At 64.8% G+C, this 16,399-nt stretch carries 12 protein-coding genes; 3 read left to right on the plus strand and 9 right to left on the minus strand.

The features are described 5' to 3' along the window. Window positions 1–35 precede the first annotated feature (35 nt). From hrpA to LQ952_RS02315, 7 genes are all read right to left on the minus strand, one after another. On the minus strand, window positions 36–3,749 hold the full coding sequence (gene hrpA / locus LQ952_RS02285) for an ATP-dependent RNA helicase HrpA (RefSeq protein WP_274521937.1): 3,714 nt from the start codon (window positions 3,747–3,749) through the stop codon (window positions 36–38). After that, window positions 3,746–4,372, minus strand: coding sequence for an SPOR domain-containing protein (locus tag LQ952_RS02290; RefSeq protein ID WP_238621043.1), 627 nt, complete (start codon window positions 4,370–4,372; stop codon window positions 3,746–3,748). The genes hrpA and LQ952_RS02290 overlap by 4 nt, the downstream gene beginning before the upstream one ends. Beyond that, window positions 4,372–6,132 (minus strand): arginine--tRNA ligase, encoded by a 1,761-nt coding sequence (gene argS, locus LQ952_RS02295; RefSeq protein ID WP_238621044.1) that lies wholly within the window; start codon window positions 6,130–6,132, stop codon window positions 4,372–4,374. Before argS ends, LQ952_RS02290 begins: the two co-directional genes overlap by 1 nt. A 141-nt stretch (window positions 6,133–6,273) precedes the next feature. Continuing rightward, window positions 6,274–8,511, minus strand: coding sequence for a primosomal protein N' (locus LQ952_RS02300; RefSeq protein ID WP_238621046.1), 2,238 nt, complete (start codon window positions 8,509–8,511; stop codon window positions 6,274–6,276). Window positions 8,512–8,625: 114 nt separating this feature from the next. Next, entirely contained in the window at window positions 8,626–10,008 is a 1,383-nt protein-coding gene (locus tag LQ952_RS02305) for an NAD(P)(+) transhydrogenase (Re/Si-specific) subunit beta (protein ID WP_238621048.1), read from the minus strand. Continuing rightward, the gene (locus tag LQ952_RS02310) at window positions 10,009–10,266 is read right to left on the minus strand and encodes an NAD(P) transhydrogenase subunit alpha part 2 (RefSeq protein ID WP_050814270.1); all 258 of its coding nucleotides are present in this window, start codon (window positions 10,264–10,266) and stop codon (window positions 10,009–10,011) included. Window positions 10,267–10,295: 29 nt separating this feature from the next. After that, a complete protein-coding gene (locus tag LQ952_RS02315) occupies window positions 10,296–11,429 on the minus strand; it encodes a Re/Si-specific NAD(P)(+) transhydrogenase subunit alpha (protein ID WP_238621049.1) in 1,134 nt (377 codons plus the stop codon). Between the two features lie 370 nt (window positions 11,430–11,799). On the opposite strand from LQ952_RS02315, the gene LQ952_RS02320 reads away from it, so the two are divergent. The 3 genes from LQ952_RS02320 (at window position 11,800) to LQ952_RS02330 (ending at window position 14,544) form a co-directional block, all read left to right on the plus strand. Next, the gene (locus tag LQ952_RS02320; RefSeq protein ID WP_238621080.1) at window positions 11,800–12,339 is read left to right on the plus strand and encodes an HNH endonuclease; all 540 of its coding nucleotides are present in this window, start codon (window positions 11,800–11,802) and stop codon (window positions 12,337–12,339) included. 301 nt (window positions 12,340–12,640) lie between these two features. Beyond that, complete coding sequence (hemH, locus tag LQ952_RS02325) at window positions 12,641–13,750, plus strand: ferrochelatase (protein ID WP_238621050.1); 1,110 nt, start codon at window positions 12,641–12,643, stop codon at window positions 13,748–13,750. A 29-nt stretch (window positions 13,751–13,779) separates the two neighbouring features. Next, window positions 13,780–14,544, plus strand: a complete 765-nt coding sequence (locus LQ952_RS02330; RefSeq protein ID WP_238621051.1) for a competence/damage-inducible protein A — start codon at window positions 13,780–13,782, stop codon at window positions 14,542–14,544. An 89-nt stretch (window positions 14,545–14,633) separates the two neighbouring features. Here LQ952_RS02330 and LQ952_RS02335 read toward each other — a convergent pair whose 3' ends face one another. Beyond that, entirely contained in the window at window positions 14,634–15,221 is a 588-nt protein-coding gene (locus tag LQ952_RS02335) for a cytochrome b (RefSeq protein ID WP_238621052.1), read from the minus strand. A 970-nt stretch (window positions 15,222–16,191) separates the two neighbouring features. Then, a complete protein-coding gene (locus tag LQ952_RS02340) occupies window positions 16,192–16,374 on the minus strand; it encodes a hypothetical protein (protein WP_238621082.1) in 183 nt (60 codons plus the stop codon). Window positions 16,375–16,399 lie beyond the last annotated feature (25 nt).

A 16,399-nucleotide genomic window follows, 5' to 3' on the forward strand; every position in this document is an offset into this window, starting at 1 on the left:
GGGCGCTTGCCGCGCACCGGGGCAGGCCGGGGAGATCACGCCCGATCCAGGCTCTTGCGCAGGTCCTCCAGCCGCTTCACCGACACCTTCTCCACCGTCCCCAGTTCCTGGGCAAACAGGGACACCCGCAATTCCTCGATCAGCCAGCGGTAGCGCGACCACTCGCCGCCGGTGCGTCCGGCCGCCCGGCGGGCCTTGCAGTCCTCCCACAGGGGTTCCACATCCACCCGGGCGCGCCGGTCCTTGTCCGGGGCATGGTCCAGTCGTTCCATGCGCCGTTCGATGGCCGCCAGATAGCGGGGGTAGTGCGCCAGCCGCTCCGGCGGGGTCTCCAGCAGGCAGTGGGGATGGACCAGATGATCCAGCTGGTCCCGGATATCCCCTGCCGCCTCCACCCAGGACAGGGGCAGGGCGCCCTTGAGGCGGGCACGGATGCGCTGATAGGCGCTCAGGATCTCGCCCGTCAGGGCGCACAGGGCATTGGCCGTCGCTACCAGTTCGCCCCGGCCCGCCTCCAGGCGTTGCTGAAAGCCTTCCGCGTCCACGGGCCAGGGCGCGGCCATGAACACCCGCTCCACCGCCGCAAACACCAGGTCATCCTTGAGGACTTCGCAGCGATCCACGGGGTTGTACTGCAGGCACAGGCGCTGGATGTCCGGCAGGCTCCGGTACAGGTACTTCACCGGCTCCCTCACCCCCAGCATGAACAGGCGTCGCAGGCCGGCACGATGGATCTGTCTGGCCCGGGCGGGACTGTCCGCCAGGATCAGGGCCACGCTGTCGCCCCGGTCCTCCAGGGCCGGATAGCCCCGCAGGGTGGCGCCGTGTTGTTGAAACTCCACGAAGTCCGCCAAGGGGCCGAAATCCCAGTCGGTCAGACCTTCCCGTTCCCTGTCCTCGGGTCGGTGGGCCTCGAAGCTCTCCACCGCCCGTCCGGAGAGTTGGTCCTTCAGGGCCTGCAGGTCCCGGCCGCTTACCAGGGTCTTGCCCTGGGCATCCACCACCTGGTAGCGCAGTTGCAGATGGGGTTCCAGGCGATCCGGCTGCCATTGGTCGAGGGGGACATCGGTGCCGGTGATCTGGCGCAGGACCCGGGTCAGGGCCGGGATCAGCTCGCCCTCAGGTTCTCCCAGCCGGGCCAGGGCCGCCCGGGCAAACTCCGGGGCCGGCACGAAATGGCGTCGCAGGGATTTGGGCAGGGTCTTGATCAGGGCGGCGAGCTTTTCCTCCAGCAGACCCGGCACCAGCCAGTCCCCCAGCGTCGGGTCCAGGGCATTGAGGGCGGCCAGGGGGAGGGTGAGGGTGACCCCGTCCGCCTCATGGCCCGGCTCGAAACGGTAGCTCAGGGGCAGTCGCAGCCCCGCGCTCTCCAGCACGTCCGGGAAGCGCTCGCCGCTCAGGTCCGGGGCCTGTCGCTGCAGCAGGATGTCCCGGTCCAGGCGCAGTATCGCCGGGTTGCCCCGCTCCGCCTGCTTGCGCCAGCGTTCAAAGCCCGCGCCGTCATGGACTTCGGCCGGCAGGCGGCTGTCGTAAAAATCGTAGAGCACCTGTTCGTCCGCCAGCAGGTCCCGGCGCCGCCCGCGGGCCTCCAGATCCTCGATCTCCCGGGTCAGGGCCTGATTGTGGGCCAGGGCCGGGGCACGGCTGCGCAGCCGACCCGCCACCAGACCCTCGCGGATGAACACCCGACGGGCATCTTCCGGGTCTACCCGACCGTAGTTCACCTTGCGCTTGGGATTGACGATCAGACCGAACAGGGTCACCCGGTCCCAGGCCGCTACCGTGCCCCGGCGGGGTTCGAAGTGCGGCTCGTAGTAATGGTGCTTGAGCTGGTGGCCCGCCACCGATTCCAGCCACTCCGGACGGATGGCGGCACATTCCCGGGCGTAGACCCGGGTGGTTTCGGCGATTTCGGCGGCCATGACCCAGGCCGGGGCACCCTTGAACAGCCCGGAGGCGGGGTGGATGTGAAATCGCCGGTTGCGGGCACCCAGGTAGTCGTTCTTCTCCGTCCGGGTCCCGATCTGGGTCATCAGGCCGGTGAGCAGGGACCGGTGGATGGCCGCCGGCTCGGCCGGTTCCTGGTTCTCCTTCAGGTCCATTTCCCGCAGGCTCCGGCGCAGTTGGCCGTGCAGGTCCTGCCATTCCCGCATGCGGATGAAGGACAAAAAATGCTCCCGGCACCAGGCCCGCAGCTTGGCCTTGGACAGATGGCGGGACTGTTCCCGCCAGGCGGCCCAGAGCTTCAGGTAACCCAAAAAATCAGAACCCGGCTCCCGAAATCGGGCGTGGGCTTCGTCGGCGGCCTGGCGTTTCTCGGCGGGGCGTTCCCTCGGGTCCTGGAGGGCCAAAAAGGCTACGATCAAGGTCACTTCCGCCAGGGCCTGTTCCCGGCTTGCCGCCAGCAGCATGGCGCCCAGCGTCGGGTCCACCGGCAACCGGGCCAGTTGTCGGCCCGTCTGGGTGATGCGATGAGCGCCGTCCACTGCCTGCAGGATCTGCAGCAGTTTGAAGCCGTCCCGGATCAGGCGCGAGTCCGGTGGGTCCACGAAGGGGAAGTCCTCCGGATCACCCAGGTTCAGGTGGGCCATCTGCAGGATCACCGAGGCCAGGTTGGTGCGCAGGATCTCCGGGTCCGTGTACGCCGGGCGAAGCTGGAAGTCTTCTTCGCCGTAGAGGCGGATGCAGATCCCCGGTCCCAGGCGACCGCAGCGGCCGGCCCGCTGGCTGGCGGAGGCCTGGGACACCGGCTCCAGGGACAAGCGCTGGATGCGGGAGCGCCAGGCATAGCGGGCGATGCGGGCCAGCCCCGAGTCGATCACGTAACGGATGCCCGGCACGGTGAGGGCGGTTTCGGCCACGTTGGTGGCCAGCACCACCCGACGGCCGGTATGGGGGGCAAAGACCCGATTCTGTTCCGACGCCGACAGCCGGGCATAGAGGGGCAGGATCTCCGTGTGCCGGGGGTGGTGCTTGCGCAGGGCCTCGGCGGCCTCGCGGATCTCCCGCTCCCCGGGCAGGAAGACCAGGATGTCGCCGGGGCCGGCCTGGGCCAGTTCATCCACCGCCGCCAGCAGGGCCTCGTTCAGGTCCCGCTCGGTGTCGGCGTCATCCTCGCCGGTGACCGGGCGGTAGCGGATCTCCACCGGGTAGGTGCGGCCGGGCACTTCGTAGATCGGGGCATCGGTGAAGTGGCGGGCGATGCGTTCCGGGTCCAGGGTGGCGGAGGTGATGATGAGCTTGAGGTCGGGGCGCCGGGGCAGCAGGCGCTTGAGATAGCCCAGCAGGAAGTCGATGTTGAGGCTGCGTTCGTGGGCCTCGTCGATGATGAGGGTGTCGTAGGCGCTCAGCAGCGGGTCCGAGCGCAGTTCCGCCAGCAGGATGCCGTCGGTCATGAGCTTGACCAGGGTGCTGGGACCGACATGGTCGGAGAAGCGCACCTTGAAACCCACCTGCTCGCCCAGGGGGCTTTTCAGTTCTTCGGCGATACGGCTCGCTACCGAGCGGGCGGCGATGCGCCGGGGCTGGGTGTGGCCGATGAGGCCGTCGGTCCCTCGGCCCAGTGCCAGACAGATCTTGGGCAGCTGGGTGGTCTTGCCCGAACCGGTCTCGCCGCAGATCACCACCACCTGATGGGTCTGGATCAGGCGGCCGATCTCGTCTCTATGAGCACTGACGGGCAGGTCATCGGGAAAATCGAGGTTGGAATGGAGCATGCGATTTCGGGGGCGGGATGCTGACGCCTTCAGGCGTCGGGCACCCGCACCATGATGGTCTGGACCTGGTTGGCGTGCAGGCGTTCACGCATCCGGTTCAGGTTGTCCAGATCCGTGAACGGTCCTACCTGTACCCGGTGCCAGGTATCGCCGTTTACAGACACCTGCTGGATACGGGCCTCCACCCCCATCAGGGCCAGGCTGGCCCGCAGGCGGTCCGCCTCCTGCTGGGCCCGGAATGAGCCGGCCTGCAACAGGTAACGACCGGGCTGCTGCACCGGGGTCGGTGGGGGCGGCGGACCGCCGGGGGCGGTGCGGGGCTGGACCTGGGGTTCCGGGACCACCACTTCCAGTTCCGGCAGCAGGGTATAGAAATCGAACCGGGGCCGAGGCGCCTCCTCCACCGGCTTCTGGGCCGGTGCCGGGGCTGCTGGTCGAGGCTGTTGCAGCGGCTGCTGCAAGGGCTGTTGCTGGATCTGGGGCGCCGCCACCGTCGTCGTGGTGGTCGGTGCGTCGCGCTGGGTCTGCAGATAGACCACCGCGGCAGCGAACAGACCCACCGCCAGGCCGGCCGCGCCCCAGACCCAGCCGGGCAGAGGTGCTCTTTCTTCCGCCTGCCGGCGGCGGCTGGCCTGGCGCCGGGAGCTGCGGGCCATTACATCTCCTCGGGCGCGGATACGCCCAACAGCGTGAGACCGTTGGCCAGTACCTGGCGCACGGCCAGGATCAGGTTGAGGCGGGCATCGCGCAGGTCGGCATCGTCCACCAGGAACTGATGGGCGTTGTAGTAGGTGTGGAAGTCATTGGCCAGATCCCGCAGGTAGTTGGCCACCTGGTGGGGTTCTTCCGCCAGGGCGGCCGCTTCCACCAACTCGGGATAGTGGGCCAGGCTGCTGAGCAGGGCGGATTCATGATCCTCCGTCAGACGATCCAGGCGGGCGTGGCCGTTGACCGGATCATGACTCAGGCCCTTGGCCTGCATCTGCCGCAGCACGCTGCATACCCGGGCATGGGCATACTGGATGTAGTACACCGGGTTGTCGGCGGATTGGGACTTGGCCAGATCCAGGTCGAAGTCCAGGTGCTGTTCGCAGCGGCGCATGACATAGAAGAACCGGGCGGCATCGTTGCCCACTTCTTCGCGCAGTTCCCGCAGGGTGACGAAGCTGCCGGAGCGGGTGGACATCTGCACCCGCTCGCCGCCCCGGTAGAGGATGGCGAACTGTACCAGCAGCACGTCCAGACGGGCATCGTCCCGGCCCATGGCATGCAGCGCCGCCTTTACCCGGGGCACGTAGCCGTGGTGATCGGCGCCCCAGACATCGATGACCCGATCATAGCCGCGGTCGAACTTGTCCATGTGATAGGCGATGTCGGAGGCAAAATAGGTGGTCTGGCCGTTGTCTCGCTGGACCACCCGATCCTTCTCGTCGCCGTATTCGGTGGAGCGGAACCACAGGGCGCCGTCCTTTTCATACAGGGCGCCCTTATCCCGCAGCTGTTCCAGGGCCTTGTTGACGGCCCCCTTGTCGGTGAGGGAGCGCTCCGAATACCAGGTCTCGTAGGTGACGCCGAATTCCGCCAGATCGTCACGGATATCATCCAGAATGACGTTCAGGCCCAGTTCGAAGACGTAGCGGTAGCGGTTGTCGCCAAGCAACGCCTTGGCCCGGTGGATGACCGCATCGATGTATGCTTCCTTGTCGCCGCCATCCGGCTCGTCCGGCGGCAGCCTGTCCATCAGGGCCTCGGTGGTGACGGCGTAGTCCTGGCCGTGTTCCTGGAACAGGGTGTCGGCGATGTCACGGACATAGTCGCCGCGATAGGCGTTGGTGGGAAAGTGGAACTTCACCCCACAGCGCTCCAGGTAACGCAGCCAGACGCTGGTGCCGAGGATGTCCATCTGTCGGCCGGCATCGTTGACGTAGTACTCCCGGTGCACATCAAAGCCCACGCTCTCCAGCAGATCCGCCACCGCCGCACCGTAGGCGGCGCCGCGGCCATGGCCCACGTGGAGGGGGCCGGTGGGATTGGCGGACACGAATTCCACCTGCACCTTCTTGCCGGCACCCAGCCGGCTGCGACCGTAGGCGTCACCGGCTTCCAGTACCTGGGTGATTACCGTCAGGCGGGCGCCGCGGCTGATGAACAGGTTGATGAAGCCGGGACCGGCGATCTCCACCTTGTCCAGGATGTCCGACTCGGGCAGGTGGTCGATGATCAGCTGCGCCACCTCCCGTGGCTTGCGTCCCAGGGGCTTGGCCAGCTGCAGGGCCAGATTGGTGGCAAAATCACCGTGGGCCTTGTCCCGGGTGCGCGTCAATTGAACCTCCACCTTCATCTCGGCGGGCAGACTGCCGTTGCCGGTCAGGGTGTGGAGGGATTGTTCGAGCAGGGCCTGTAATTGAGGTTTCAAGGTTTCGGTATCCGAAGAAGAGCGAACGGCGGGGAACATCTGAACGAGGGCAGATTCTATCGGGAATGGCAAGGGGGGTGAATACCCTTGCCGGGATGCGGGACGGGATGATGGGTCGGAATGACGGGGAGGGGCGGTCGTTCATTGCAGATCCACCGGATCCACATCCACGGACCATCTGACCTTTTTGGCCCCCGGTAATCGGGCCAGTCCGGGCAGCCAGCCCGCCAGGGCCCGCTGCAGATCCTGCCGCCGCTGTGCCTGCAGCAGCAGATGCGCCCGATATCGACCTGCCTTGCGCTCCATGGGGGCCGGGGCCGGCCCCCATGCCTGCACCCCTTTGGGGGTTCCCGACTCCAGGGCTTGGCGGGCGGTCTCCAGAAACACCTGGGGCGCTTCGGCCGCCGTGGCTTCCGCCCTGAGCAGCGCCAGCGCCGCATAGGGGGGTAGCCGGGCCTCCCGGCGCTCCGCCAGTGCCGCCCGTGCAAAGGCCCCGTAGCCGGCGCCCAGCAGGGTCAACAGCAGCGGATGTTCCGGGTGATGGGTCTGAATCAACACTTCGCCGGGTCGGGTTCCGCGCCCGGCCCGTCCGGCCACCTGGACGATGGTCTGGGCCAGCCGCTCCACTGCCCGGAAGTCGGCACTGAACAGCCCCTGATCCGCCTCCAGGATGGCCGCCAGGGTCACGTTGGGAAAATCATGGCCCTTGGCCAGCATCTGTGTCCCCACCAGGATCCGGTGCCGGCCACTGCGCACCCCCTCCAGTACTGTTTCCAGAGACCCCTTGCGTCGGGTGCTGTCCCGGTCGATGCGCACCACGGGGTAAGCAGGAAAATGTCGGCGCAGGGCCTGTTCCACCCGTTCGGTCCCCTGGCCCCGGCCGGCCAGGGGGCGGCTGCAGTCCGGGCATTGGCCGGGCACGCCGCTTTCATGGCCGCAGTGATGGCAGCGCAGGCGACGGGCACCGGCATGCCAGGTCATGCGGGCGTCGCAGCGATGGCAGTCGGCCACCCAGCCGCATTCGTGGCAGATCAGGGCCGGGGCATAGCCGCGTCGGTTGAGGAACAGCAGCACCTGACCATCGTCTTCCAGGTGTTGCTGCATGCGGTCCAGCAAGGGGACGGACAGGCCTTCATCCATGAACTGGCTGCGCACGTCCAGCAGCTTCAGGCGCGGCGCCGAGGCGCCACCGGCCCGGCCGGGCAGGGACAGGTGCCGGTACTGCCCGCGCTCCACGTTGGCCAGGCTCTCCAGGGCCGGGGTGGCCGACCCCAGTACCACCGGCACCTGTTCCCGATGGGCGCGCATCACCGCCAGGTCCCGGGCGTGATAGCGGAAGCCGTCCTGTTGCTTCAGGGAGGGATCATGTTCCTCGTCGACGATGATGAGACCCGGGCGTGCCCAGGGCACGAAGACCGCCGAGCGGGTGCCGATGATGACACCGGCCTCGCCGCTACGGGCCGAGAGCCAGGCGCAGTGACGCTCGCCGTCGCTCAGGCCGGAGTGGAGCACCGCAATGGGGACATCCAGACGGTCCCGGAAACGGGCCAGCAGTTGAGGGGTGAGAGCGATCTCGGGCACCAGTACCAGGCACTGGCGTCCGCTCGCCAGCACCTGCCGGATCACCTGCAGATAGACCTCGGTCTTGCCGCTGCCGGTGACACCCTCCAGCAGATGGCAGGTGAACCGGCCCAGGGTTGCAGCGATGGTATCCACCGCCTGTTGCTGGGCGGCATTGAGTTCAGGCGCCGGTGCCATGGACGTCTCCGGCGGGCTCAGGCAGGGGCGGCTGCGGATCTCTGCCAATCCCTTGTCCACCAGCGCCTTGAGGGACTGGCGAGGATCGGTGTCCTGGTGTTCCCTGAGCCGTTCCAGGTTCAGGCCCTCGGGAGCGTCCTGCAACAGGTGCAGCAAGGCCGCCTGGCGGGGTGCGCGGGTGAGGGTGGCCGGGTCGGTGCGACGTCCGGTCTCGGTCGGGATACCATACTCGATGCCCCGGGCCTCGGCGGGCTTGCCCTGGCGCAGGCTCAAGGGCAGGGCGGCGGCCATCACCTCGCCCAGGGGATGCTGATAGTAGTCGGCGGCCCAGGTGAGCAGGTTCAGCAGCGGAGCATCCAAGAGCGGCGCGGCATCCAGGGTGGCCTTGATGGGGCGCAGCCGGTGAGACGGTATGTCGGACTCCCGGCTGTGACCGATGACCAGGCCCACCACCTGGCGTCGTCCGAAGGGCACCCGCACGCGGGCGCCGATGGCGGACAGGCCGGCTTCATCGGGAGCGGGCAGGTAGTCGAAACACCCATGCACGGGGGTGGGGACGGCGACACGGAGGATGGTGGGCGCAGAGGACTGGGGCATGGTGGCGAATGATGCCACATCCATCCGAGGATAAAGCCCCTCTCCCCTTGCGGGAGAGGGATTGGGGTGAGGGGGGGTAAAACGAAAAAAGCCCGGCGATGACGCCGGGCCTTGTCACGGTCCTTCGTGGGAGCAGGATTAACCGATTTCCTTGATGCCGGAGATCAGTGCGCTGGCGGCCTTCTGGCCGTCGCCGTACAGCATGCGGGTGTTGTCGGCGAAGAACAGGTGGTTCTCCACGCCGGAGAAGCCGGCACCCTTGCCACGCTTGATGACGATGACGTTCTTGGCCTGGTCCGCATTCAGGATCGGCATGCCGTAGATCGGGCTTTCCGGGTTGGAGCGGGCCACCGGGTTCACCACGTCGTTGGCACCGATGACGATGGCCACGTCGGCGGTCTTGAACTCGCTGTTGATTTCATCCAGGTCGTAGATGATGTCGTAGGGCACACCGGCCTCGGCCAGCAGCACGTTCATGTGGCCGGGCATGCGGCCCGCCACCGGGTGAATGGCGAACTTCACCGTCACGCCCCGCTCCTGCAGCAACTGGGTCAGTTCCCAGATCTTGTGCTGGGCCTGGGCCACGGCCATGCCGTAACCGGGGACGATGATCACCTTGTCGGCAAACGCCATCATCACACCGGCGTCGGAGGCCTCGATCTCCTTCATGGTGCCGGTCACTTCGGACTGATCACCACCGCCGGTTTCGCCGAAGTGGCTGAACAGCACGTTGGAGATGGGACGGTTCATGGCCTTGGCCATCAGCTGGGTCAGCAGGGTACCGGCGGCACCCACCACGATACCGGCAATCATCAGCGCGGCATTGTCCAGCACCAGACCCTTCAGGCCCACGGCCAGACCGGTGAGGGCGTTGTACAGGGAGATCACCACCGGCATGTCCGCGCCGCCGATGGGCAGGGTCATGAGGATGCCGAAGGCCAGGGCCAGCAGCAGGAACACGGTCAGCAGGGCACCGTTCACCTGGGCACCGCTGAAGCTGATGATGATGCCCAGCAGCACGGTGGCGCCGAGCACGCCCAGGTTGATCTTCTGCTGCATGTCAAAGCGCAGGGACTTGGTGATCAGGCCCTGCAGCTTGGCAAAGGCGATCAGGGAGCCGGAGAAGGCCACGGCGCCGATGATCACACCCACCACCGCGATGAACTGGATGGCCCAGCTCAGTTCGTAGGAACCCATCAGAGCCACGATGCCGATACCGGCGGCCGCGCCGCCGCCCATGCCGTTGTACAGGGCGATCATCTGCGGCATGTCGGTCATGGCGACGCGTTTGCCGGTGTACCAGGCCAGACCACCGCCGATACCGATACCCAGGATGATCAGCAGGTAGTTGATGAAGCCCCGTACTTCAGGGTGCAGGAAGGTGACCAGCGTGGCGATGACCATGCCCCAGCCGGCCCAGACGATCCCGCGACGAGCGGTGACTGGCGAGGCCATCTGCTTGAGGCCGACGATGAACAGCACCGCCGCCGCAAAGTAGGCTACGTTGATGATGAAACCCATTTACTTGGCCCCCTTGCTGGACTTGAACATCTCGAGCATGCGCTCGGTCACCACGTAACCACCCACGGCGTTACCGGCGGCCAGGATCACGGCAATGAAACCCACCCACATCTGGGCAGTGGTTTCGGCATGGCCCAGGGCCACCATGGTACCCACCAGCACGATGCCGTGGATGAAGTTGGAACCGGACATCAGTGGCGTGTGCAGGATCACCGGCACCTTGGAAATGACCTCGTAGCCGGTAAAGGCGGCGAGCATGAAGATGTAGAGTGCAACAAAACCCTCGATCACTTTTGATCTCCTTCCACAAGGCTGCGGGTTGCGTCGTGCTTGATCTCACCGTCGTGGGTCAGACAGCTCTTGGCAATGATCTCGTCGTTCCAGTCCAGGTTCAGCTTGCCGTCGGCGAGCATGGGGGACAAGAAGTTGAGCAGGTTCTTGGCGTACATTTCGCTGGCGTGCAGCGGCACCTGACTGGGCACGTTCAGGGGGCCGTGAATGGTCACGTTGCCCTTGGTGACGGTCTTGCCGGGCTTGGTCAACTCGCAGTTGCCGCCGCCTTCGGCGGCCAGGTCGATGATGACCGCGCCGGGCTTCATGCCGTCCACCATCTTCTGGGGAATCAGCATGGGGGAGGGGCGGCCGGGAATGGCGGCGGTGGTGATCAGCACGTCACACTGGCTGATGAACTTGGCCAGGGCCTCCTGCTGCTTCGCCTTTTCCTCGTCGGTCAGTTCGCGGGCATAGCCGCCTTCCCCTTCCGCCTTCACGCCCAAGTCCAGGAATTTGGCGCCGAGGGATTCCACCTGCTCCTTGGTGGCGGAGCGCACGTCATAGGCCTCGACGATGGCGCCCAGCCGGCGAGCGGTGGCAATGGCCTGCAGGCCGGCCACACCGGCACCGATCACCAGCACCTTGGACGGACGGATGGTGCCGGCCGCGGTGGTGAGCATGGGGAAGAAACGGCAGGACAGATCCGAGCCCATGATGGCGGCCTTGTACCCGGCCACGGCGGCCTGGGAGGACAGGGCATCCATGCTCTGGGCACGGGAGATGCGGGGGATGAGTTCCATGGCGAAGCTGGTGATCTTCTTCTTCTGCATCGCCTTGACCACGTCCGTGTTCTTGTGGGCATGGAAGAAGCCGATGAGGGTGGCCCCATCCTTCATCATGTTCACTTCTTCCTGGGTGGGCGGCGCCACCTTGACGACGATGTCGGCTTCCGACATCAGGGCCTTGGCATCGTCCACCACGCGGGTGTCCGCGTAGGCGTCATCGGGAAACTGAGCGTTTTGCCCGGCACCCTTCTGAATCACCACTTCAAGGCCCAGCTTGGTGAAGCGCGCGGCGACTGTGGGGTCCAGTGCGACGCGCCGCTCGCCCTGGGCGGTCTCTTTGGGTACGGCTATCTTGATCGGCATGGCTTGACTCCGTCTGCCCGTGCAGGGGTAATGGCCGGATGACGACCGATCCTGACGATGAGGACTGCAACGGTTGTTTGGGTGGATGCGAACCAGTCGGGCACCGTCCCAAGGGGGGATGCCCAAAAACAGGGCATGGTAGCGGAATTTATCCGCCCTTTGAACATCCAATGTCGGTCATGGTGTCATCCGGGTACGAAAAATCGTGTCGGGCGCTGCCGAACAAGGGGACTCAGGTCAACGAATCAACGGCTTGATAATTGCTTTCTGGGTCCGTTTGCGGCAGAGTCGGGCGGTGCCGGTATAACCTCCCGAGGGTAAAGGGGTGTACGAGTTCGGTCAGCAGGTACTGCGAACTGACGCATCGGGCATGCCGATGGAATGGATCGACTATCAGCAGGCGGTGCGGCTCTACCACGCTGGGCAGGTGGCCTACGCCTGCGGCTCCCTGTTGTATCGGATCCGCGGCGGCATCAATGCCCGTACCGGCCGGCGCAGCCTGGTGATGGTGAATTCCATCATCGCCACCTACGGTACCAACAAGGCCGTCAAGCAGGCCTATTCGCCGCCACTCAACAATGCGGCCTTGTTCAAGCGTGATGCTCATCTATGTCTTTACTGCGGCAATCACTTCTATCACCGCGACCTGTCGCGGGATCATGTCACCCCCATCAGTCAGGGAGGGCAGGATCTATGGTGCAACGTGGTGACCGCGTGCAAGCGATGCAACAACCACAAGGCCGGCCGTACACCCGAGCAGGCCGGCATGCAGTTGCTGGCGGTGCCTTTCGTGCCGACCCATGCGGAATACATCTATCTTCAAGGACGCCGCGTGCTGGCGGATCAGATGGAGTTTCTGCAGGCTCATTTTCCAAGAACCAGTCCCCTGCGACTGCGTCTTCGGCAGTAGTGCGTCGTCCATCAGGCATCATCGGTGGCGTGCCCCTGCCCGGGAACTGGTTTCCTTCGGTCTGCCTTGAGGGGGCAGGCTGTCCGTCTGCGCGGCCGTACTCCGGAGCTGGTGCATACTTGCCTGCCGGTTTACAGTCGCGCCTTGTGTCCTGGGGGGAGCGGTCCAGATGGCTCTTGAAGTAGGGAGGGGTACACTTGGCCTTCGCGGTCCCGCGTTGCGGGGGGAGGGTGATTCGATCTCCGTGGAGAGCGATCACGCCACCCGAGGGTTGTCGTCAAACCATAAAGCAGAACAAGCCATGACCTATATTGGCGAGCCGAATTACCGACATGGGAGTCTTCATAGCCTGGGGGTGCTGATCACCAACCTGGGGACGCCCGATGCGCCCACGCCGCAGGCGTTGAGGCGCTATCTCAAGGAATTCCTCTGGGATTCCCGGGTGGTGGAGGTGCCGCGCCCCGTATGGTGGCTGCTGCTCAACGGCCTGATTCTCAATACCCGGCCCCGCCGGAGCGCGGCCAAATACGCCCGCATCTGGGGCGAGGACGGCTCACCGCTGCTCACCATCACCAAGGCCCAGGGCCGGGCGGTGGCCCAGCGGATCGCCGAACGGCTCTACGGACCGGTCAAGGTGGCGGTGGCCATGCGCTATGGCAATCCCTCCATCCGTTCCGGTCTGGAAGAGCTGCGTCGCGCCGGCGCCCGCCGCATCCTGGTGCTGCCCCTGTATCCCCAGTATGCGGCCTCCACCACCGGCTCCACCTTCGATGCCGTCACCCGCGCCCTGAGTGAATGGCGCTGGGTGCCCGAGACCCGCTTCGTCATGGGGTATCACGACGACGACGCCTACATCGACGCGGTGGCCGCCGGTATCCGCGAGCACTGGGCGACCCATGGCCGGGGCGAGCGCCTGCTGTTCTCCTTCCACGGCATTCCCCGCGACTATCTGGACCAGGGCGACCCCTACCATTGCTACTGTCAGACCACGGCCCGCCTGGTGGCTGAGCGTCTGGGGCTGTCGGAGGATCGCTGGCTGGTGTCCTTCCAGTCCCGTTTCGGCAAGGCCCAGTGGCTGACGCCCTATACCCTGGAGACCATCGTCGGTCTGCCCGGGCAGGGGGTGAAATCCCTGGATGTGGTCTGCCCCGGCTTTGCCGCCGACTGCCTGGAGACCCTGGAAGAGATCGCCGACGAGAGCCGCGAGGCCTTCATTGAGGCGGGTGGTGAGCAGTTCAGCTATATCCCCTCGCTCAATACCCGTCAGGACCACACGGATGCCCTGGCTGATCTGATCTGCCGTCACGTGCAGGGCTGGCCCGAGGCGGACGAGAACTATGATCGCGAGGCGCAGCGCGAGGCGGGTGAGCTGATTCGTGCCCGGGCGCTGGCCATGGGGGCGAAGAACTGAAGCATGAAGAGCCGAGGGATGTGAACTGAATGCAGATCGGTGGCTTGATCATCGGGGATGAACTTTTGTCCGGCAAGCGGCGGGACAAACACATGGACTTTCTCATCTCCGTGCTGGCCCGGCGAGGGCTGGAGCTGTCCTTCGTCCGTTTCGTGGGGGATGACCCCGCTCTGCTGGGCGAGAGTTTTCGTCAGACGCTGGATTCTCAGGCGCTGATCTTCAGTTTCGGCGGCATCGGCGCAACACCTGATGACCGTACCCGGCAATGCTTCGCTCAGGCCGCTGATGTAGAACTCGGGCTGCATCCCGAGGCCGTGACCATTCTGGAAGGGCGTTTCGGCGAACAGGCCTATCCACATCGAATCCGGATGGCGGAGCTACCCGTTGGGTGTGCGCTCATCCCCAATCCGGTGAATCAGATCCCGGGTTTCAGCATGCGGCATCATCACTGCGTCCCCGGCTTCCCCAACATGGCCTGGCCCATGGTGGAGTGGGTGCTGGATACCTATTACAACCACCTCTTTTCCCGGGTCCCCGTCGTCGAGCGCCTGCTCCTTGTCAGCGATACCCCCGAAAGTGACCTGGTGCCGGTGATGGAAGCGGTACTGGCACGGTTTCCTGAGATTCGCATGTCCAGTCTGCCGTCGTCGGAAAGCGGTTGTCGGGAAGTGGAACTGGGTATCAAGGGGTTGGCCGATCAGGTGGCCGAAGCGGCCGTCCTGGTCATCGAAGCCCTCAACCGGGGTGGCATGCCCTGGGTGGAAAAGCCTCAGCTGTCGCAGGTTCTGTCTTAGGGCAGGGGCGGTGGCGCAACATTGGTGAAAAAAAGAGCCGGGCATTGCCCGGCTCTTTTTTTCCTGTAAGACGGCCTTTAAGCCTGAGATCAGTTGAACAGGCTGATGCGGGTGGTTACCCAGTCCCGACGCACGCGGGCGTGGTAGATGGCTGCTGCCACATGGATCACGATCAGCGTGATGATGCACAGGGCGACCACGGTGTGGGCCTGGAACAGGGTCTTGGAGAGTTCCGGATCCTGGCCGATGAAGCCCGGCAGTTCATAGGTACCGAAATTCACCGGGTTGCCGGCGGCAGCGGTGGCCAGCCAGCCGATGATGGGCATGGCAATGACCAGCACGTACAGCAGGAAATGCACCAGACCGGCAAAGAAATGCTGGGTGCGGGACAGGTCGATGGCATATTCGGGGGTGCCCTGGCTCACCCGCACCAGCAGGCGCAGGACCATCAGGCCGAGGATGGTGATCCCCAGGGTCTTGTGTCCCATGTAGGCGTAGCCGGCCATTTCCGTCCCGACCAGTTCCACGAGACGTTCATAACCCAGTGTTCCCAGGGTTATGCCGCCGATCAGGGCGATGATGAGGAGGACGGCGATCACCCAGTGCAGCAGTCGCAGCAGATAAGAATAACGCGGTAGCCCGGAGGCCACGCCAATAGTCGGATAGGCAGTGCTCATGTTTGCTCCCTTGTGGGTTGTCGTCAGCTTGCGCACGGGCCGACAGGCCTGTTCTCCCCCTGAACCCGTCTGCAGATGTATCGTGTGCAGACGCGATCAATGCCGACCCTGCAGAAAACCACAATCTAGCTTAGCAGTATCGGCGGGTCTTGTTCGGAGTGTCCACGATCTGGGACAAAAAAATGCCCCGAAAATCGTCGGGATGTTCTTTGTACAGGTCTCATCGGGATGTACTTTATCCCGGTCTCGCCGGGATGTCGTGCATCCAGGGCGCGTCGGCATGCCGTGATCCAGGTCATTCCCGCGAAAGCGGGAATCCAGCCACGGGCTGGCACGCCCCGGACTGGGCTCCCGCCTTCGCGGGCGTGACGGCGGGGCAGTGCATGATTGGGGGGCGCCCTTGGGGGTGTGGTAGCCCGGGAATTCCGGGCACTGGTCGCATTACCTCCGTTTCCGACGCCGAGGCATGTGGTTTGCGCGGGGGGCGCGGATGGGGGCTTGCATAGCAGCAGGCTTATTGCGTGGGCATGGATGTCGACCCAGCAGCCCGGATTGTCCCGCTGAGGTTCCGTGGTGAGTTCGCAGGATCAATCCGACGATCAGGGGAGGCGGGGGTGATTGCCTAAGTGTCTGATTTGATTGGTGGGCCCGGTCGGACTCGAACCGACGACCAAGGGATTATGAGTTTGCACGCAACGCTGCAAGCCCAGTAAAATCAGGGGTAATCTACCGTAAGTCAGATAAGCTAAAAGTATTTACGTTACAGTAGGTTAGCGTACTTTTGCGAAGATGGCCAGAACGGGTGAGTGTACCGCTACTGTACTGATTCCGCCTGCTTTTCAGTACAGTCAGCCGCGCTTCGCTGGTGGCCATTTGAGTCCTCAAGGATTCCTTGACTACTGCCCTCGGAATGCTCAGATCCAACTGACAAGGATTCCTTGACAGTTGGATGGCGTGGTTCGATCTCAGGCTACTGCGTCGAAGAGCCGGTAGTCTGGCTCAGGCAGGCGGTGCCTGTCGTCTGCACATGGTTTGGTGGCTCAAACTCATAGCCTGTGGCGACAAGCTCGGCTTCAACGTCTTCGGTGATGAAGAACGGCTCAAGTTGACCATTTTCTTGAGTCGGTAGGTTTTCGTCCTCACCGGCACTCATGTCGTCAGCTCCTTTCGTGTGTTCA

This window comes from Ectothiorhodospira lacustris, assembly GCF_022227785.1.
Classification (GTDB): Bacteria; Pseudomonadota; Gammaproteobacteria; order Ectothiorhodospirales; family Ectothiorhodospiraceae; genus Ectothiorhodospira; species Ectothiorhodospira lacustris.